Genomic DNA, 17742 nt, shown 5'->3' on the forward strand with positions numbered 1-17742 from the left:
TCCCGCAGGTGACCCATCCATGAGCGACGATCGCAAAACCCATCGTTATTTTGCCCAGATTGCCGACGGCCTCGAAACCACCGGGGCGGTAGAACTGGCTGAACTGGGCGCGACCGACACCCGCCCGGCCCGCCGGGGCATCCATTTCCAGGCAGATCGGGCTTCACTTTACCGCATCAATTACTGCACCCGATTGTGCACCCGGGTGCTGGCGCCGATCCAGTCATTTGCCTGCCCTGACGCTGCGGCCATCTACCGGGCGGCCCGCGGCATCGACTGGTCCCTGTTCTTCAGGGTGGATCAGACCTTCGCCGTTTTTGCCAGCACCGCCGGCAGCACCGTCCCCCATTCCCAGTTTGCAGGCCTGAAGCTAAAAGATGCGGTGGTTGACCAATTCCGCGACCGGTTCGGCCGGCGGCCGGATGTGGACCCCAAAACCCCCGATCTGTGGATCAACCTGCATGTGGAAAAGGACAGGGGAACCGTCAGCATCGACACCTCCGGCGGCAGCCTGCACCGCCGCGGATACCGGACGCGCAGTGTCGACGCCCCCATGCAGGAGACCGTTGCCGCCGCCATGGTGCGCCTGTCCGGGTGGGACGGCCGGGTCCCGCTGGCGGACCCCATGTGCGGGTCGGGCACCCTGGTGGTCGAGGCGACCCTGGCCTATTGCCGTATTCCCGCCGGATACCTGCGCCCCCGCTTTGGTTTTCAGCAGCTTCCGGACTACGATCCGCAGTTGTGGAAAATCGTCAAAGAGCAGGCGGACAGCCGGATCCGGCCGCTGCCGGAACGGCTTTTTTACGCCAGCGACATCGATCCCCGGGCAGTGTCGGCGACCCGGGCCAACTGCAAAATGATCCCCCAGGCACGCAGGGTCAACGTCCTGCGGGTCGATTTTCGGCAGATCGAATCGCTGGAGAACCGGATCATCCTGTGCAATCCGCCATACGGCATCCGCATGAACGCCCAGGACGGCCTGGACGAGACCTACCGGCAACTGGGCGACTTTTTCAAACAGCGCTGCAAGGGATCGACGGCGTATGTGTATTTCGGCAACCGGGAGATGATCAAACGCATCGGGTTGAAGCCGTCCTGGAAGAAGCCGCTGAGAAACGGCGGGCTGGATGGACGGCTGGTTAAGTATGAGATGTACTGAGGATTGGCGGATTCGTAAAAAAGCCGATATCTGCGTTACGCTTCATCCCTCGTCACTGCGGAGTACCGTAAGTACACCTCATTCCTCGGGATTCGCAAGCCTTGATCTCGGCTTTTTTACGAACCCGTCGATAATGCGATTTTTGTTTTGATGGGATTGAGGGATTGAAACGACAGGCCGGCGGGACCTTGATTTTAATGAACATATCCGATTAGCGAGAAAATGGCACTGATAACCCTTCGTGATGTCAGCATGAGTTTCGGCGCTCAGCCCCTGCTGGAGCGGTTGAACCTGACGGTGGCCGCCGGCGAGCGGATCTGCCTGATGGGCCGGAACGGTGTGGGCAAAACCACCCTGATGGGGATTGTCGCCGGCAGCCTGACACCGGACAGCGGCGAGGTCATGCGATCCCAGGGGGTCACGGTGAGCAGCCTGCCTCAGGAGGTCCCCGAACATCTGGAGGGTACCGTCTTCGACGTGATCTGCCGGGGAATGGGGCCGCGGGGGGAGCGATTGGCCCGATATCGCCGCATGTGTGATTTGAGTGCGTCCGACAACGACCCGGGCGCTTTCACGCCGGTAAAGCTGGCCGCCCTGCAGCAGACCATCGACAGCGAGGACGGGTGGCAGGTCGAGCAGCAGGTGGCGCGCATCATTTCCCGGATGGGGCTGGCCGCCGATGGCGATGTGAGGTCGTTTTCCGCCGGCATGAAACGGCAGGTGCTGCTGGCCGCGGCACTGGTGGCGCAACCGGATATCCTGTTGCTCGACGAACCCACCAACCACCTGGACATGGCGGCCATCGACTGGCTTGAGACGGTGCTGCTCAAGTGGCGCGGCACCCTGATCATGATCACCCACGACCGGATGATGATCCGCCGCCTGGGCACGCGCATCCTGGAAATCGACCGCGGCATCCTGCATTCCTGGGATTGTGACTACACCACCTACCTGAAACGCAGCAGGGAGCGCTTCGAGGCCGAAGAAAAGGGCAACCGCCGCTTCGACAAGCGGCTTTCCGCCGAGGAGGCCTGGATCCGCCAGGGGATCAAGGCCCGCCGCACCCGCAACGAAGGGCGGGTGCGGGCATTGAAGAAGCTGCGGGAAATTCGCCGCAGCCGCCGGGACCGCACCGGCAGGGTGCGCATGGCCCTGGATGAAGCCGAACGCAGCGGTAAAACCGTCGTCGAGGCAAAGGGCCTGACCTTCACCTACGGGGACCGGCCCATCGTCGAGGATTTTTCCTGCACCGTCATGCGGGGGGACCGTATCGGCATCCTGGGGCCCAACGGGGCCGGCAAATCGACCCTGATTCGCCTGCTGCTGGGGGAATTGCCGCCCCGCCGCGGCAGCATTAAACGCGGAACCAACCTGGAGGTGCTCTATTTTGATCAGCTGCGGGGGCAGCTGGATGAGAACAAGACCGTGCAGGAAAATATCTCAGCGGGCAGCGACATGCTGGAGGTCGGCGGACGGCGGCGCCACATCATCGGATACCTCAAGGACTTTCTTTTTTCTCCCGAAAGGTCCCGTACCCCCGTGTGGGTGCTCTCTGGAGGTGAGAAGAATCGCCTGCTGCTGGCCAAACTTTTCGCCCGCCCCGCCAACGTTCTGGTTCTGGATGAACCCACCAACGACCTGGATGTGGAAACCCTGGAGCTGCTGGAAGAGCTGCTGCTGGAATACAGCGGCACCGTGCTGCTGGTCAGCCACGACCGGACATTTGTCAACAACGTGGTCACCAGCACGCTGGTTTTCGAAGGGCCCGGACGGATTGAAGGCTATGCCGGCGGGTACGACGACTGGCTGAGCCAGCGGCCGGCATCCGCCGTTCCGGTGCCTGAAAAACCGAAAAAGCAGGCACCGGATCGGCCCGGGAACGGAGACCCGCCGCCGGCAACGGCCCGCCAAAAACTCGGATACATGCAGCAGCGCGAACTGGAAGCGCTGCCCGGGCGGATCGAATCCCTGGAAGACCGGCAGCAGGAACTGTTCGCGACCATGTCCGATCCGGATTTTTACCGGCAGGACGGTGAGCATATCGCCCGGGTGAAAAATGAACTGGCCCGGGTGGAAAAGGATCTGGAGTCCGCATTCAGCCGATGGGAAGACCTGGAATCCCGCTAAGGCGGCTCACCTGCCGGACCGGAATGCCCGCACTTGGAAAAAACCTGAATACATTCAGGAACCGGTCCTCGTGGGCAGATCCCCATAGGCGGTCATGGCCTTCAGGCTGTGGGCCTTGAGAATTGCCCGGATGATCGCCCGGCTCAGGCAGTCGGCCATGGCGCGGCCCAGGTCGTTGATGGCCTGGGCCCGGGGCGCGGCAAAAAAACCCGGCGTTTCCGGAAGGCGCTGTTTGCCGGTGCCCAGGCAGAAGATGGTGTCGCCGTCGAACATGGTGTGGGCCGGGCGAATGGCCCGGGCCAGCCCGTCCTGGGCCATTTGGGCCAGTTTTTGGGCCTGGGCTTTGGTCAGCTCGGCATCCGTGGCCACGACACCGATGGTGGTGTTGGCGGCTGCCGAACCGACGGGCGCAGCCGGCAGCTGCACCGCACGGCGTCCCGTTTGACCGAACTCGGCCTGCAGTTCGAGACGGATTTCCCAGGGGCGCCCGGTGGCCGGATCGACCACGCTGCCCAGGGCGTTGACCGCGACGATTGCCCCCACCGTCAGGCCGGAAGGGAGTACTTCGCTGGCCGAACCGATGCCGCCCTTGATGCCGCCCGAAAGCGCGCCGGTGCCGGCGCCCACCGTTCCCTGCGCATCGTTGTCCGGGCCGGCATCACGGCAGGCGGAACGGCCCCACGCGCCGGAGACCGGGGGGAGATAGGCCGTGCCGCGGCCCAGGTCGAAGAGGGCGGCCGCCGGCACGATGGGGGCCACATGGCTGTCCGCCAGCGGAAACCCCCACCCTTTTTCGGATAGCCACCCGACCACCCCGTCCACCGCCGCCAGCCCGTACAGGGACCCCCCGCACAAACCGACGGCATTGACCTTCTCAACCAGGTTGTGGGGCGCCAGCAGATCCGTTTCCCGGGTGCCCGGGGCGGACCCGCGTACATCCACCCCGCCCGTGGCGCCTTCCGGGCAGACGATTACCGTGAAGCCCGACGCCGCCTCGGGGTCGCTGTAATGCCCCACCCAGATGCCGTCTACATCGCAAATGGTATTGCGCGTGCCGGTGGTGCTCATTCAGGGTCCTTTCCCTTCTCTGAGAAATGATTGTACCCGCCGGAAAGAGGGGTTTGCCGTCCATCGGGAAACGTCAGCATCCGCCCTGACGCCGCGTCCGTAACCGCACCTACCGTGGTCACCTGAATTCCCTGGTCGTCCAGCCGCTGCCTGTTTCCCGGAGAAATGGAAAAGAGCAGTTCGAAATCCTCACCCCCGGACAATGCGAAATCGAGGGGATGATTCCCGGTCAGCCGGGCGGCCTCGCGCACCGAAGGATGGATGGGGATGTCGGCTACGACGATGTCCGCACCGGTGCCGCTCCGGTCGCAGATATGATTGACCTCGGCCGCCAGGCCGTCGCTGATGTCGATCATGGCCCTGGCCAGGGGAGCGATCCCCGCGGACACGTCCAGCCGGCACCCGGGGGCCAGGTGTCTGTCTTTCAGGTATGGCGGCGGCTCGAGCCCGGCGGACAGCATGGCCAGGCCGGCGGCGGACCCCCCTAAGGGGCCGGTAACACAAAGGTATTCGGCGGGGGTGGCGTGGCTTCTCAGCCGCAGGTTTGGCGGTGCGACCCGGCCCAGCATGGTGATGCTGATGGTGACCGCCTGTGCATGGGTGGTGTCACCCCCGGCAAGCACCACGCCGTAGCGGCGGCAGGCATCGGCCATTCCCCGGTAGAGGGCATCCACCCAGGCCACCTCGGTGTCTGCAGCCAGGGCCAGGGAAACGAACATGAACGTGGGGGTGCCCCCCATGGCGGCAATGTCGCTGACATTGCAGGCCACGGCCTTGATGCCGATCTGTTCCGGCGTGGCCCAGTCCCGCCGGAAGTGGCTGGATTCCACCAGCATGTCCGTGGTGACCAGCAGGCAATCCGCATCCGGGGAAGAGCCCTCGATGACGGCGGCATCGTCACCGATGCCGGCCAGCAGATCGGGATGGGTGATGGGGGATTGCCGGGCCAGCCGGTCGATCAGCGCAAACTCGCCGCCGATGTCATGAATTCTCATCCGATGCGGTCTCCAGCAGTTCCCTGATTTTCGTGGACAGTGAGGTCAGGCGGAAGGGTTTCTGGATGAACCCGTTGCATTGCCGCATCAGGTTCCGGGCAACTTCTCCGTTTTGGCTGTATCCGCTGGACAGCAGGATACGGACGGATGGATCCAGCTCCTTTAACCGTCGGACAGTGACGTCGACTCCCGGTCCGGGCATGATCATATCCATGATCACAAGGCTGATGCTGCCGGCCGCTTTCCTGAACCGGGCCACGGCCTCATCACTGTCACCGGCCGTGACCACCGCGTACCCCAGCAGGGCCAGCATTTCCCGGCCCACTTCGAGAAAATCCGGTTCGTCATCGACGATCATCAGGGTTTCCGTGCCTTTTTCCATGGACGTGTCTATGGCGGATGCGGCTTCTTCCGCGTTGTCGGAAGCCGGAAGCAGCACGTTGAACTGGGCCCCTTCTCCCGGCGCACTGTAGACCTCGATATACCCCTTGTGATTTTTGACGATCCCGTAGGTCGAGGCCAGCCCGAGTCCGGTGCCCTGTCCCTGTGCCTTGGTGGTGAAAAAAGGCTCGAAGATCTGCCGCTGGGTCTGGGGATCCATGCCGTGACCGGTGTCCCGCACCGAGAGCATGGCATAGTGGCCGGGGATGATTTCGTACGTCCGGGTGTCATTTTCGCACAGGTCGGTGGCATGGGTTTCGATGAACAGGGTGCCGCCCCCGGGCATGGCATGGACCGCATTGATCAGCAGGTTCAGCAGCACCTGCTCGATCTGGGTCCGGTCCCCCCTGACGGCTGGTGTCGCAGGACTGAAACGGGTTTGAATGTCGATCTGACGCTGGGTCTGGCCGAACATTTCCAGAGCGCCTTCGACCAGTCGATTCAGTTTGATTTCGCTGATTTCCGTTTGTCCGCCCCGGGCATACCCGAGCAGCTGGCCGGAGAGATTGGCGCCCCGCTGGACGATCTGATTGATGATGGCCAGTCGCTTCTGGTGAGAGCTGTTGGGGGAGAGCTGGTGGCGGATGATCTCCACGTTGCCCTGGATACCGGCAAGCATATTGTTGAAGTCATGGGCAATGCCGCCGGCCAGGGTTCCCACGGCCTCCATCTTCTGTGACTGAATCAGCTGCCGTTCGGTTTTCTTGCGGTTGGTGATGTCCCTCACGCTGACCACCCGGCAGGGCCGGCCTGCCAGTTCTCCGGGGCAGGCGCGCAGTTCCGCGGGAAACAATCGCCCGGTGGCCGAGCGGATCTTGATTTCGTAGATCGCGTCATCATTGGAATGAATGTTTTGCCTGACCCGCTCCATGTCCTCGGGTGAGACGAAACGGCCGATGACGTCCTTTCCGATCAACTGCTCACGGGGGCACTCGATCAGGTCGGCAAAGGCGTCGTTGACTTCGATGGCAATTCCCTTGTCGTGAAACAGGATGCCCTCCGTGGACACTTCTGAGAACAGGCGGTACCGGTCAAGGCTCTCCGCCAGCGCATGCTGGGCCTTTTTGCGTTCTTCCACCTCTTTTCTCAGCCGGTTGTTCTGCTCCTGGACCTTGGCGGTGAGTTCAAGCCTGGCTTTTTCCAGGACCGCTTCAAACGCTTTTCGATCGGTAATGTCGTTGCCCACGCACAAGATATGCGCGACCTTGCCGGTTTCGTCCCGAAACGCGCGGTTGGACCAGACCACCCAGACGCGGTCTCCGTTTTTGCGGCGGTTTTCATTGATCTGATGGGAATAGTTGTCCGGCCGGCACAGCAGATCGTCGATCATGGCCGCCAGGTCGTTTCCGGTGTGGTCCGTTTCGGGGATGATCGTCCCCACGGCATGGCGGCCGATAAGCTCGGACGCCCGGTAGCCGAAAAAATTCAATCCGAAAGGGTTGAGAAAAATCACGCGGCCCTCGCTGTCCAGGCGTAAGACGATGCTGCTGGCATTCGCCAGGGAGATGGATTCGGCGTCGGGCAGCGTATTTGAAGCGGTTTTGTCTGAAGTCATGGTCTGCGATGGCCTGCAAGCGGTGGTTGGCCTGTCCGGCGTTTAAGCAGTTTTAACCTGTTTTCGGCCACCTTCGCAAGAACTTTAGGAACTTAGCTCACAATTACACCTCTAATTCCTTCCTTGCCGATGTCGATCCGCAACTGGATCCCGGTTCCCGTCGCGGCGGCTTTTTGCTTGCGAAACCGGCCAGCTCAGGGGTAGACTGATAACCACCTGTCGGCAGGGACCCGGTCTGAACAAAAAAATGGATTTCGAACTGCAGGAGCGTCGTCCTCATAATGATTATCCCGTACAATCAAATTGTTCCCACCATCGGAAAGCACGTTTTCATTGCTCCCACGGCGGTGGTGATCGGCGATGTCACCATTGGTGACGGCGCCAGCATCTGGTTCAACGCAGTACTCAGGGGAGACATGGCGCCGATTGTCGTCGGCGCTCATTCCAACATTCAGGACAACTGCACCATTCATACTGATTTCGGCAAGCCGGCCGTTATCGGGGATCGCGTAACCGTGGGGCACAATGCGGTGATCCATGGATGCACCATCGACAACGGCAGTCTCGTGGGCATCGGTGCCATTGTGCTCAATGATGCCCATGTGATGGAACACACCGTGGTGGCCGCCGGTTCCGTGGTCCGTGAAGGTGCCCGGGTGGGCCCCCGGCAACTGGTCGCCGGTGCGCCGGCCGGGTTGAAAAAGGAACTGGGTGACCTGCCCATGGACCGGTTCGAACGCTCGTACCGGCAATACCTGACGCTTGCCGGTTCGTACCTGGATCAAAAGATCTGACAGGTGCCGATGGTAACGGCACCGGGGAATCCGGACGCCGGGAACCCGGGTTCTCCAGTGGGGCTCGCCTTCGACGATATCATTTCCAGGCGGTTCCCCAGGGCGGTTTTTTACGGCTCCCCGGGATCGTCCGCCGATTGGTTTGCCGGCCCCTTCGATAACCGCTCAACGCCCACGCCTTCCGGGCTGGTGAATGGATGTCTCATGGACCACTCAGCATCTTTGCCCGACGACCACGAGCCGGAACCGGGGAGGGTCACCATTTTTGAAATGGACGCCAGGGGCCGTTTTATCCGCGTCAACCCCAGGGGGCTGGAGCGATTCGGATACAGCCGGCAGGATGTTGAGGCCGGGGCCGGCACCATCGACATGGTCGTTCCCGAGGACCATCAGCGGGTGCTCGAGAGCATTGCCGGAACCCTTGCCGGCCAGCCGGTCTGCCACAACGAGGTCACCTGCCTTCGCAAAGACGGGTCCACCTTTCCGGCGCTTTTCTGCGCCGCCGCCAGGTTCCGGGGAAGGCGGCCGGCGGCCGTGCTGGGAATCCTCATCGAAAATACCCGCCAGAAGGCGCTCGAAACCGACATCGTCCGTCTCCGCATGGTTGAAATGGAATTGGGACGGGCCAAAAGGTCGCTTGAGGGCCGGGTCAGGGCCCGGACGCGGGAGCTGCGTGAGACCCGGAAGGCCATGCGGGCCCTGGTCCGTGAAAAAAGCCGGACGGAACGGGCCTTGAGACGGCTTGAAACTGAACTGGCGTCGAAATCGGGAAAACTGGAAGACCTGAACACGGCCCTGCGGTTCCTGCTGAAGGTAAAGGATCGGGAAAAAACCGGGACCGAGGAAAAGATGATGGCCGATCTCAGGGACCGGGTTTTCCCCTACCTGAGAAAACTGGAGCGAAAGGCCCGGGAACCGGAAATTCGTGCCCTGGCCACTGTCGTGGACAACCACCTGAAAGCGATCATTTCCCCTTTTTGCCGGCGCCTGGGCTGTCCGTCCATCAACCTGACACCCGCGGAGCTCAATGTCGCCCTGATGGTCAGGGCGGGAAAAAGCACCCGGCAGATTGCCGACTCCCTCAACGTGGCCTACAAAACAGTGGAAACCCACCGGGTCCGTATCCGCAAAAAGCTCGGGTTGACGCACCGGAGGCGGAACCTTCGCACCTGCCTCATGACCCTGGGGACCACCGACCCGCGACATAAGGCAATGGGAGATATCTTCACGGGCCCGTTCCCGGCCGAATCTCTCCGTGGGCGCGATCGACGCCGGCCCGGTATCCCGGGCGGGTCAATCACCCACCCCCCGAACCCCACCGGTGAACAAAACATGCCTTGACAGCTGCTGAAATCCCACTTAAAATTCGGTTGTTGAGCATTGATGCATACACCCGATCACCCTTATTCCGACCCGCACCGCTTCACAGCGCCCAGCTGAATGCTTTTTCTCCTTCCCGACACGTTGATGCCCCTGACCATGGCTGTTTTCAAGGATGTGAGAAATGAAAATAATCATAAAAATGTGCCTAACCGGCTCCCGGAAAGCGGCATGCATTCCGGGAGCCTGGTCACGGCATGGGGGATAGGCCCCCGCCGACCGTATCTGTGTGTACAGGATCCTGGAAAAAAGGAGGCACATCATGAAATTTTCCGATATTTTCGTTCCCCGCTGGCAAAATTCCAACCCCGAGGTGCGCAAGCGGGCCGTGGAGCGGCTCAAGGACACCAAGCTGCTGGCACAGATTGCTGAAATGGATGACGATTCCGGCGTCTGCCAGGCTGCACGACTGCGGCTGGACAGACTCCAGGTGAAAGAAACCGTGACATGATGGGAACGTTCGTGAACGGTCAATCAGGTCCGGGTGGAAACGGATGCACCCGGACCTGAAATGGGTTGCCGGTCCTGCCAGGCGCCCATCCCCGGCGGACATTTCGTCCGGCGTCCGCTTTCCGGTCAACAGCGGCCTCCCCGCAGTATCCGCCCAATGCATGCGCCAGGATGGCGGCATGCATCGATCCCGATCCTGAAAACCCGTTCCTGTGCGGCCGGGAGACTGTCGACGAACTCAGGAGAGCTTTTCGGCCAGGTGCATCATCGCTTCCAGGTAGCGATCGAGACCGCGCATGAAAATGTCGTTATGGTTGGCGCCGGGGATTTTAACCAGGACTTTATCCTCGGCACCGCTGGCCGCGAACAGCGCCTTGCCGTCGGTGAAAGGGATGATATGATCGAATTCGGCGTGAATGATCACCGTCGGTCCGCTGAAGGTCCGGATTTTATCCACGTTGGCGAATCCGCTGGACTCATCGAACCCGATACGGTCCGGATCCACCCCTAACAGCCGCAGCAGCGGCCCCGCCCATGCAAATCCACTTTCGATTACCAGTCCGTCTATGCGTTCGCCCCGTGTGGCGGCCAGCTCCAGGGCCGACGCGCTGCCCAGCGAACGCCCCATGACGATCAGCGGACCGGCGAATCGGTTTTCCACTTTCCAGTCCTCTGCAAACTCGAAGATCCGATGGCAGTCGGCCATCATGGCCGCCACCGTCGGATTGCCGTCCGAAAAGCCGTAGCCCCGGTAGTCCACCACCATGAGGTTGATGCCCAGCCGGTTGAACAGGGGGCCGACGTCGTCGTAATCGGAAACGATCTCCCCGTTACCGTGAAAAAAAAGAACACACGGGCCGTTGGCGTGGGCCATGTGGAAACGGGCCCCGACGTGAACGTCGCCTTCAACCGGAATCCGTATCTCCCGGGTGCCCGCACGGTCATCCACGGATCTGTCCGTTTTTCGCGGGTGAAAAAGAAGCGTCAGTACGTCGGGTCTGTCCAGGGCCGTAAAGTCGGCGGGCGTTTTCCGGGGCATGGGGGGCCTCCTGGCCGGCGGTGAGCCGGCAGTTGTCGGTTGGCGGAATCCTGCCGGCAGCCGTTTACGGGGTTTCCGGCCGGGTGGCGGCTCAGCAACCCCGGGCGTGCAGGTGCAGCCATTATCACCCCCCGGCAGCGGTTGCGTCAAGGGCGGAACAGATGTTTCGCCCTACGCGGATCCAAGCATGGTTAACGTTTACAACCATCGATGAAAAGGGTAAATAGGGGCTGTTGTCCATAGAAAGCAGACGCCATGAAAATTCTCTCTGTTTCCGATATCGTCGTTCCCGAATTGTCCGATCAGATGGATGCGGAGCAGTTCCAGGGGGTCGATCTGGTCCTGAGTTGCGGTGATTTGCCACCGGAATATCTGACCTCCATTCGTGAAAACCTGGATGCCCCCCTGTTTTATGTGCGCGGCAACCATGACATCCGCTATAAAACCGCCCCCCCGGTGGGGTGCGTGAACCTTCACCAGCGGCGGGTTTTATTCAAGGGGTTTCGCATCATGGGCCTGGAAGGATCGCGATGGTACAACGGCGGGCCGATTCAGTACCGGGATTACCAGATGCAGCAGATGATCTGGCGCATGATGCCGGGGCTGTGGTTCAGGGGCGGGGTGGACATTGTGATCACCCATGCGCCGCCCCGTCACGTCCACGACATGGAAGACCGCTGCCACCGGGGTTTCAAGAGCTTTTTGAAGCTTATCAGCCGATTCAAGCCGCGTTATTTTATCCATGGCCACATTCACGCCCACTTCACCGATCCCGCCCAGCGGGTGACCCTTTTGGGGGATACCCGGGTCATCAACACCTTCGCCTTTCATCTCATGGAGGTCAGTCATGAGTAAGTTTATGGAATTTTTAAAAAGGATTGGCTTTGTCAAGCATAACAGCGAAGCCAAATGTTTCCGGGCCAATCAGGAATGCGAAGGCGCCTTCGACCATATTGACCGGGGGATCTGCAGCGTCCCCCTGTCGCAGATCGTCGGCAGTGTGGGGCGATACCATGATTTCGACAGCCAGTTCAAACTCAAGGAACACGTGCCACCGGACCGGTTCGTCAGCGTCAAGCAGGCCATGCGCCAGGGAAAATCCCTGCCGCCGGTCAAACTCTACCAGATCAAGGATGAATACTACGTCCTGGACGGCAACCACCGCATTGCCGCGGCCAAGGAATTCGGCCGTTCGGACATTATGGCCAAGATCGTCGAGTTCATTCCTTCCAGCAATACCCTCGAGAACATCATTTACCGGGAAAAAAAAGAGTTTGTGGAGCAGACCGGGTTGTCGTACCCCATCGACATCACCGAGGTGGGCCAGTTTCCCTACCTGCTCGAACAGGTGGAATCCCACCGGACCTTTCTGGCCGGCAGGGAAAAGCCCGGTGCGACGCTGAAACAGGCCGCAGAAGACTGGTACAACACCATCTATCTGCCCATGGCCGGGATCATCGAAAAGGGACACTTTCTCGCGTCGTTCCCCGGACGCACCCTGGACGACCTGTACGCCTATATTTCCTTTCACCAGTGGGAGAAGGGCCGCACGCGCCACTACGGCATCGGCATCGACAAGCTCATTCCCAAAGACATGGAGGCATTCAGAGAGAAAATGGCCAATACGCATAAGGATGAATATCCGGAGATGCTGCGCAGCATCACGGCCTTTATCACCATGAATGTTGAAGCCAAGCGGGAGTTGAAAATCATTGACAAGCTATTCGCCCTGTCCGAAGTCAAGGAGGTTCACTCCATCCACGGAAGCATCGACATCCTGGTCAAGATTGTCCTGACCCGGGACCTGCTCTCCTCGGACGCCGAGGTCATCGGACAGTTCGTGCACCAGAAAATCCGCCAGATCGATGGGATCCTGTCCACCCAGACATTGATTCCGGGCGAGTCCAGAATGAAGCATTAACACCACCTCTGTGCAATGGCCAGGCGTTGCCGGTGCAGGGGGGATCAGAAATCCCGGGCGGACGGTTGCAGGGAACAGCGAAGGACTGATGATTTCGACTGTCGTGACACAGATGTTTACCAGCTATCCGGAATCGGTGCCAGGGAGCATGACCCGGGCCGGTGTGGCACAACTGCTGGCAGCGGATCAGCCGGTGATGCTCAAGCCCAATCTGGTCAACGACTCGCCCCACCCGGTGACCACGCCGCCGGCATTGTGCGAGGCCGTGATCAACGTGGTCAGGCAATACACCCGCGGGGCTGTCGTGATCGCCGAAGGGTGCGGCGACGCCGGTCTGGAAACCCCGGAGGTGTTTGCCCGGCTCGGATACCGGTCATTGGCGCGTCGACTCGATGTCGATCTGATCGATCTCAACACGGCCCCTTTGATTCGGCGGACGGACGAGACCTGTGACCGGCTCCCGGAAATATGGCTGCCTGAAGCGGTGTTCAGCCACCTGCTGATATCACTGCCGGTCCTCAAAGCCCACAGCCTGTGCCGGTTCACCGGAAGTATGAAAAACATGATGGGGCTGGTCCCGCCCGATCACTACGCGGGGCGCTTCGGCAGCTGGAAAAAGGCCGCCTTTCACCACCGGTTGGATCAGGCCATTATTGATCTCAACCGCTACCGGAAACCTGATTTTACCGTCATGGACGCCACCGTCGGCCTTGCTGACTACCATCTGGGCGGCGCCCGCTGCGATCCACCGGTGAACCGCATCCTTTCCGGTGCCGATGCCCGCAGTGTGGACCGTGAGGCCGCAGGGTTGCTGGGCATGGACTGGACGTCCGTCGGCCACCTGGCCTGAGGACCGCCGGCCGGGACGCCCTTCCCCGGGCACACGTGGCTCAAAGGCGGGCGGTCCGGCTGTTTTTCGCGGCGCCGCCGACTGTTGGCCGGTTTAAACACCGATGAAACGTTCTGCCAGGGATGCCGCTACGCGCCTGCCCTGACCGGCACCGGGATCGGTATGACGAGCGGATATCCATTCTCCAACACGGAACCGCAGAATGATGAAGGAAGGCATGCCGCCGTTTGTCGGTGATGACGACGCCTCACGGATCTACTCACCGGGTGGTCCAGCACGTCGACCGGCCCTTCGCTCCCTAACGTCTGTGCGATGATGGCCCGGCTTTTTTCGGAGATTTCCCGGGGTGCCGGCTGCTTGTCGTATGCCTGGTGAATGTAGGCCGCTTCCATGCGGTCGATGGCTGCAACCGGATCCGCGCACGAATCGGCGGCGAAGCGCCAGCTGCCGATGGACGACCCCAGCAGATGCAGCGGTTCCCGACGCTCCCGGAACCAGATGCCGAACAGCACGCGGTCCAGATGGCCTAAAATCAGCCATTTGGGGCCGCCGGCGGCCCCGGCCACGACTTTGACATGGTCCGGTGAAAGCCCCTGGCTGCGGATGCTTTCCAGGGCCCGCCTGCCGGCCAGAAAGACCAGCCGTTCCCCGGACGCCCTCATCGGCCTTTTTTGACCAGCCGGATACGGTGGGTCTGCTGCAGGGTCTGCCAGATTCGCCTCATGATTTCCTTTCCGGTTTCCGGATCATCACCGACGTCCCTGCCCAGGTACACATCGAAGGCGTACTGCAGGTAGGGCAGGCTTTTTTCGTCCATGTTGGCAATCAGCGATTTTTCCTTCAGGGACATGCCGGACAGAATATCCGCGACCATCCGGTCCATGTCCGCCGGCGGAAGGGGGTGGTTTTTCATCTCCGGCGCCGTCAGGAACCCTGAAAGAGGGTCTTGGATTTCCACGGATCGGGCGCCTCATCGGATTTCTGATGGTAGGGCGCGTTCTCGTAATCCACGGCGGCGATGTGCGCACACATGGCGCCCACTTTTTTTACCACCACCTGGTGCTCGGGGTGCGCCTGGTAGTGCTGCAGGGTGTCGAGGTTGGCAAATACCGACACCAGTGCAAAATCATAGGACCGTTCGGACCGGACGATATCCCGGCCGAAATCGTAGCTTTGGATTTCATTGATACAATCGGGCAGGCGGTTCAGCAGCGCCTCCAGTTCATCGATCGCTTCAGCGGTGACGTCGGGTTTGAATTTCATCATCACGACATGAGTAATCATTTTTTATATCCCTTCTTGAATTCTCATACGGTTGCCTGAACCGTGCTAGTCTGGTTCAAATTATACCACAGCCTGAACGGAACCTGAACCCCATTGTGGGAAATCACCGCCTATAAAAGGAAAAACAATAATGATCGCGCCTCTGGACAGCGATCCGAATTCATCCTATAAAAGGACCGTTCGGGCCCTCCACGGGGCTGTTCTCCGAACACGACAACCAGCAGAAAGTGAGAAGATATGACCCTGACGGATACGGATCGACAGGTCGCATCCATCATTATGGCCGCCGGAAGAGGCAGCCGGATGAAAGGATATGAGGGCAACAAAACGCTGCTGCCCCTGCAGCCGGGCAGCTCCATTTTCAAGGGCCGCCATCCCATTATCAGGCACCTGATGGAGAACCTGCCTGCCGGCGCCACCTCTTTGATTGTCAACCATTGCAAGGACGAGGTCATGGCGGCCACCCGGGACAGCGGCGCCGTTTACTGCGATCAGCCGGTGCTCAACGGTACCGGCGGGGCCATCCTTGCCGCCGGGGATTTCGTGGCCTCGCAACCTGCCCGGCATGTGATTATCACCATGGGGGATGTCCCCTTCGTGAAAAAGAAGACATACGAGAAGCTGGTCGACGGCCTGGATGCCCACCATCTGATGATCCTCGGTTTTTCACCCCGGGACAAAAAGCAATACGGGGTGCTGGAGATCGAACAGGGCCGGGTGAGAAAAATCACCGAGTGGAAATTCTGGAAGGACTATCCCCCCCACATCCAGGACCGGCTGACCGTCTGCAACTCAGGAATTTATGCCGCCCGCCAATCGGCCCTGGTCGACTATCTTCCCGTCCTGGCATCCCGTCCCCAGGTCGTGCAAAAAGAAATCGACGGGAAAATCACCGACATCGAGGAATTCTTCTTCACCGACCTGATCGAATACATGGTCCGGGACGGCAAACGGGTCGGGTTCCATGTGGTCGAGGACGCCTCCGAAACCATGGGGGTCGATGACGTGGCCGCCCTGGAAAAGGCGCAGGCCCTTTTCGCCGGTCCGGCGGCAACAGGGTAGCGAAGGGTAGGTGATCTGCTCAAGGCGGGCAACATGCCGCCGGGGAACGTCGACGGCCGCCGGCCACATGGCCTGAAAGAGCGGCAGCGCCGTTATGCCCGCCGGAACACGGCGGCTCGCCTGGCGCCTGAAAAGCCGTTTTACTCCTACATCCCCATGTAGGCTTTGCGGACCTGCTCGGAGTCGAGCAGCGATTCGGCCGGTCCGGATTCGACGATGCGTCCGGTCTGCAGGACGTAACCGCGGTGGGCGATTTCCAGCGCCTCCTGGACCATCTGCTCCACAAGCAGAATCGTGACGCCGTTCCGGTTCACCTGAACGATGGTGTCCATCATTTTTTCCACCAGTGCCGGCATCAGGCCCAGCGACATTTCGTCCAGCATCAGCAGTCTGGGCTTTGACATCATGCCGCGGGCAATGGCCAGCATCTGCTGTTCGCCGCCGCTCAGGGTTTCTGCGACCTGCGAGGACCGGGATTCCAGCACGGGAAAAAGACGGTATAGTTCTTCGATCCGCCCTTCGATTTCATGTTTGTCCTTTTCCATGTAAGCGCCCAGGACCAGGTTTTCCCGGACGGTCAGCTTGGAAAAGAGGCGGCGGCCTTCGGGCACATAGCTGATGCCCCGGCGCAGCACCATGTGGGCCGGCAGCCGTGAGATGTCTTCTCCGTTGAAATGGATGCTTCCCGCGGTGGGCTTCATCAGCCCGGCGATGGTGCGCATGGTGCTGGTCTTTCCGGCGCCGTTGGCACCGACGATGGCCACCAGTTCGCCGGGGTTGATATCCAGCGAGATGCCGTGGATGACCGGAACACCGTCATATCCGGTGAGAATGTTGTCGACTTTCAGGATCGGGTCCGTCATGGTTGCACCTTACTTGCGCCTGGCTTTTATTCGCTTGCTGAATTTTTGTCCGAAGTAGGCCTCGATGACCCGTTCATCGTCGATGATATGTTCGGGCGGGCCTTCGGCGATTTTGCTGCCGCCGTCCAGGACCACCATCTTGTCGGCGATGGGCATGATGGCCTCCATGATATGCTCCACCACCAGCAAGGTGATGCCATCGGCCCGGATGCGCCGGATCAGGTCGACGGAATCCTTGACCTCCGTCGAGGTCAGGCCGGCCATGGCCTCGTCCAGCATCAGCAATTTGGGGCCGGTGGCCAGGGCACGGGCCATCTCCAGCCGTTTTTTCCCGCCGATGGTCAGGTCTCCGGCCGGTCTGTCGATCATGTCGCCCAGATGGCAGGCCTCGAGGCAGCGCCGCGCGACGGCAGTGGCCCGGCCGGTTCCGGATTCGCGCAGGAATGCGCCCACCAGCACATTGTCCAGCACGGTCATATCCTTGAGGGGATGGACCACCTGAAATGTGCGCACCGCGCCCAGCCGGGCGATCCGGTGGGCCGGCAGCCGCGTGATGTCCCGGCCGTCAAACCGGACGCTGCCGGCGGATGGCTGGTACACGCCGGAAATACAATTGAACAGGGTGGTCTTGCCTGCGCCGTTGGGGCCGATCAACCCGACGATGGTGCCGGGCTCGATATCGAAGGAGACATTGTCGTTGGCCACCAGCGAACCGAATTTCATAGTCAGGTTGCGTACTTCGATCAGCGCCACG

Annotated in this window: 19 protein-coding genes; 10 read left to right on the forward strand and 9 right to left on the reverse strand. The window is 60.8% G+C overall.

From position 1 onward, the window contains the following. Window positions 1-19 precede the first annotated feature (19 nt). Together DSCA_RS00805 and DSCA_RS00810 are read left to right on the forward strand one after the other, a co-directional pair. Window positions 20-1159 carry a THUMP domain-containing class I SAM-dependent RNA methyltransferase gene (locus DSCA_RS00805; protein ID WP_155314641.1) on the forward strand — a complete coding sequence of 380 codons (1140 nt, stop codon included), beginning with the start codon at window positions 20-22 and terminating at the stop codon, window positions 1157-1159. A 222-nt stretch (window positions 1160-1381) separates the two neighbouring features. Continuing rightward, window positions 1382-3286, forward strand: coding sequence for an ATP-binding cassette domain-containing protein (locus DSCA_RS00810; protein WP_155314642.1), 1905 nt, complete (start codon window positions 1382-1384; stop codon window positions 3284-3286). 54 nt (window positions 3287-3340) lie between these two features. On the opposite strand, the gene DSCA_RS00815 is transcribed toward DSCA_RS00810, so the two are convergent. Genes DSCA_RS00815 through DSCA_RS00825 form a run of 3 tightly spaced genes read right to left on the reverse strand, consistent with a single transcriptional unit; the run spans window position 3341 to window position 7345 of the window. Continuing rightward, the gene (locus DSCA_RS00815; RefSeq protein WP_155314643.1) at window positions 3341-4354 is read right to left on the reverse strand and encodes a P1 family peptidase; all 1014 of its coding nucleotides are present in this window, start codon (window positions 4352-4354) and stop codon (window positions 3341-3343) included. After that, on the reverse strand, window positions 4351-5349 hold the full coding sequence (thiL, locus tag DSCA_RS00820) for a thiamine-phosphate kinase (protein ID WP_155314644.1): 999 nt from the start codon (window positions 5347-5349) through the stop codon (window positions 4351-4353). The genes DSCA_RS00815 and thiL overlap by 4 nt, the downstream gene beginning before the upstream one ends. Next, window positions 5336-7345, reverse strand: coding sequence for a PAS domain-containing hybrid sensor histidine kinase/response regulator (locus DSCA_RS00825; RefSeq protein ID WP_155314645.1), 2010 nt, complete (start codon window positions 7343-7345; stop codon window positions 5336-5338). Before DSCA_RS00825 ends, thiL begins: the two co-directional genes overlap by 14 nt. A gap of 281 nt (window positions 7346-7626) precedes the next feature. On the opposite strand from DSCA_RS00825, the gene DSCA_RS00830 reads away from it, so the two are divergent. The 3 genes from DSCA_RS00830 to DSCA_RS00840 all read left to right on the forward strand — a co-directional run bounded on the left by DSCA_RS00830 (window position 7627) and on the right by DSCA_RS00840 (window position 9970). Continuing rightward, complete coding sequence (locus DSCA_RS00830) at window positions 7627-8139, forward strand: gamma carbonic anhydrase family protein (protein ID WP_155314646.1); 513 nt, start codon at window positions 7627-7629, stop codon at window positions 8137-8139. Between the two features lie 204 nt (window positions 8140-8343). Then, window positions 8344-9480, forward strand: a complete 1137-nt coding sequence (locus DSCA_RS00835; RefSeq protein WP_167527547.1) for a PAS and helix-turn-helix domain-containing protein — start codon at window positions 8344-8346, stop codon at window positions 9478-9480. Window positions 9481-9781: 301 nt separating this feature from the next. Further along, window positions 9782-9970 (forward strand): hypothetical protein, encoded by a 189-nt coding sequence (locus DSCA_RS00840; RefSeq protein ID WP_155314648.1) that lies wholly within the window; start codon window positions 9782-9784, stop codon window positions 9968-9970. Window positions 9971-10207: 237 nt separating this feature from the next. Here DSCA_RS00840 and DSCA_RS00845 read toward each other — a convergent pair whose 3' ends face one another. After that, window positions 10208-11008, reverse strand: a complete 801-nt coding sequence (locus DSCA_RS00845; RefSeq protein WP_155314649.1) for an alpha/beta hydrolase — start codon at window positions 11006-11008, stop codon at window positions 10208-10210. 255 nt (window positions 11009-11263) lie between these two features. On the opposite strand from DSCA_RS00845, the gene DSCA_RS00850 reads away from it, so the two are divergent. From DSCA_RS00850 to DSCA_RS00860, 3 genes are all read left to right on the forward strand, one after another. Continuing rightward, entirely contained in the window at window positions 11264-11863 is a 600-nt protein-coding gene (locus DSCA_RS00850) for a metallophosphoesterase family protein (protein ID WP_155314650.1), read from the forward strand. Continuing rightward, window positions 11856-12929 carry an Lrp/AsnC ligand binding domain-containing protein gene (locus tag DSCA_RS00855; RefSeq protein ID WP_155314651.1) on the forward strand — a complete coding sequence of 358 codons (1074 nt, stop codon included), beginning with the start codon at window positions 11856-11858 and terminating at the stop codon, window positions 12927-12929. Before DSCA_RS00850 ends, DSCA_RS00855 begins: the two co-directional genes overlap by 8 nt. An 88-nt stretch (window positions 12930-13017) precedes the next feature. Continuing rightward, window positions 13018-13779 carry a DUF362 domain-containing protein gene (locus DSCA_RS00860; protein ID WP_155314652.1) on the forward strand — a complete coding sequence of 254 codons (762 nt, stop codon included), beginning with the start codon at window positions 13018-13020 and terminating at the stop codon, window positions 13777-13779. Between the two features lie 128 nt (window positions 13780-13907). On the opposite strand, the gene DSCA_RS00865 is transcribed toward DSCA_RS00860, so the two are convergent. The 3 genes from DSCA_RS00865 to DSCA_RS00875 are packed head-to-tail and all read right to left on the reverse strand — an operon-like array spanning window position 13908 to window position 15063. After that, window positions 13908-14441, reverse strand: a complete 534-nt coding sequence (locus tag DSCA_RS00865; RefSeq protein ID WP_155314653.1) for a hypothetical protein — start codon at window positions 14439-14441, stop codon at window positions 13908-13910. Beyond that, the gene (locus DSCA_RS00870) at window positions 14438-14692 is read right to left on the reverse strand and encodes a hypothetical protein (protein WP_155314654.1); all 255 of its coding nucleotides are present in this window, start codon (window positions 14690-14692) and stop codon (window positions 14438-14440) included. The genes DSCA_RS00865 and DSCA_RS00870 overlap by 4 nt, the downstream gene beginning before the upstream one ends. An 11-nt stretch (window positions 14693-14703) precedes the next feature. Continuing rightward, window positions 14704-15063 carry a Dabb family protein gene (locus DSCA_RS00875; protein WP_155314655.1) on the reverse strand — a complete coding sequence of 120 codons (360 nt, stop codon included), beginning with the start codon at window positions 15061-15063 and terminating at the stop codon, window positions 14704-14706. 237 nt (window positions 15064-15300) lie between these two features. Between DSCA_RS00875 and DSCA_RS00880 the strand changes: the two genes are divergently transcribed. Both DSCA_RS00880 and DSCA_RS32820 read left to right on the forward strand, forming a co-directional pair. Beyond that, complete coding sequence (locus tag DSCA_RS00880; RefSeq protein WP_155314656.1) at window positions 15301-16125, forward strand: NTP transferase domain-containing protein; 825 nt, start codon at window positions 15301-15303, stop codon at window positions 16123-16125. A 33-nt stretch (window positions 16126-16158) separates the two neighbouring features. Continuing rightward, entirely contained in the window at window positions 16159-16287 is a 129-nt protein-coding gene (locus DSCA_RS32820; protein WP_269434632.1) for a hypothetical protein, read from the forward strand. Here the strand turns inward: DSCA_RS32820 and DSCA_RS00885 are convergent. After that, window positions 16272-16988 carry an ABC transporter ATP-binding protein gene (locus tag DSCA_RS00885; protein ID WP_155314657.1) on the reverse strand — a complete coding sequence of 239 codons (717 nt, stop codon included), beginning with the start codon at window positions 16986-16988 and terminating at the stop codon, window positions 16272-16274. The two genes, DSCA_RS32820 and DSCA_RS00885, sit on opposite strands and share 16 nt — an antisense overlap. A gap of 9 nt (window positions 16989-16997) precedes the next feature. Further along, window positions 16998-17741: an ABC transporter ATP-binding protein gene (locus tag DSCA_RS00890; RefSeq protein WP_155314658.1), complete on the reverse strand. Its 744-nt coding sequence runs from the start codon at window positions 17739-17741 to the stop codon at window positions 16998-17000. Window position 17742 lies beyond the last annotated feature (1 nt).

Origin of the sequence: Desulfosarcina alkanivorans, from assembly GCF_009688945.1 — a bacterium.
In the GTDB taxonomy this organism is placed as follows: Bacteria; Desulfobacterota; Desulfobacteria; order Desulfobacterales; family Desulfosarcinaceae; genus Desulfosarcina; species Desulfosarcina alkanivorans.

Excerpts from the sequence above, each read along its gene's own strand:
- DSCA_RS00810 (WP_155314642.1), top strand. The coding sequence starts at position 1,382 with ATGGCACTGATAACCCTTCGTGATGTCAGCATGAGTTTCGGCGCTCAG.
- DSCA_RS00885 (WP_155314657.1), bottom strand. The coding sequence starts at position 16,988 with ATGACGGACCCGATCCTGAAAGTCGACAACATTCTCACCGGATATGAC.
- DSCA_RS00865 (WP_155314653.1), bottom strand. The coding sequence starts at position 14,441 with ATGAGGGCGTCCGGGGAACGGCTGGTCTTTCTGGCCGGCAGGCGGGCC.
- DSCA_RS00805 (WP_155314641.1), top strand. The coding sequence starts at position 20 with ATGAGCGACGATCGCAAAACCCATCGTTATTTTGCCCAGATTGCCGAC.
- DSCA_RS00850 (WP_155314650.1), top strand. The coding sequence starts at position 11,264 with ATGAAAATTCTCTCTGTTTCCGATATCGTCGTTCCCGAATTGTCCGAT.
- DSCA_RS00825 (WP_155314645.1), bottom strand. The coding sequence starts at position 7,345 with ATGACTTCAGACAAAACCGCTTCAAATACGCTGCCCGACGCCGAATCC.
- DSCA_RS00855 (WP_155314651.1), top strand. The coding sequence starts at position 11,856 with ATGAGTAAGTTTATGGAATTTTTAAAAAGGATTGGCTTTGTCAAGCAT.
- DSCA_RS00845 (WP_155314649.1), bottom strand. The coding sequence starts at position 11,008 with ATGCCCCGGAAAACGCCCGCCGACTTTACGGCCCTGGACAGACCCGAC.
- DSCA_RS32820 (WP_269434632.1), top strand. The coding sequence starts at position 16,159 with ATGCCGCCGGGGAACGTCGACGGCCGCCGGCCACATGGCCTGAAAGAG.
- DSCA_RS00840 (WP_155314648.1), top strand. The coding sequence starts at position 9,782 with ATGAAATTTTCCGATATTTTCGTTCCCCGCTGGCAAAATTCCAACCCC.
- DSCA_RS00875 (WP_155314655.1), bottom strand. The coding sequence starts at position 15,063 with ATGATTACTCATGTCGTGATGATGAAATTCAAACCCGACGTCACCGCT.
- thiL (WP_155314644.1), bottom strand. The coding sequence starts at position 5,349 with ATGAGAATTCATGACATCGGCGGCGAGTTTGCGCTGATCGACCGGCTG.
- DSCA_RS00830 (WP_155314646.1), top strand. The coding sequence starts at position 7,627 with ATGATTATCCCGTACAATCAAATTGTTCCCACCATCGGAAAGCACGTT.
- DSCA_RS00860 (WP_155314652.1), top strand. The coding sequence starts at position 13,018 with ATGATTTCGACTGTCGTGACACAGATGTTTACCAGCTATCCGGAATCG.
- DSCA_RS00835 (WP_167527547.1), top strand. The coding sequence starts at position 8,344 with ATGGACCACTCAGCATCTTTGCCCGACGACCACGAGCCGGAACCGGGG.
- DSCA_RS00880 (WP_155314656.1), top strand. The coding sequence starts at position 15,301 with ATGACCCTGACGGATACGGATCGACAGGTCGCATCCATCATTATGGCC.
- DSCA_RS00815 (WP_155314643.1), bottom strand. The coding sequence starts at position 4,354 with ATGAGCACCACCGGCACGCGCAATACCATTTGCGATGTAGACGGCATC.
- DSCA_RS00870 (WP_155314654.1), bottom strand. The coding sequence starts at position 14,692 with ATGAAAAACCACCCCCTTCCGCCGGCGGACATGGACCGGATGGTCGCG.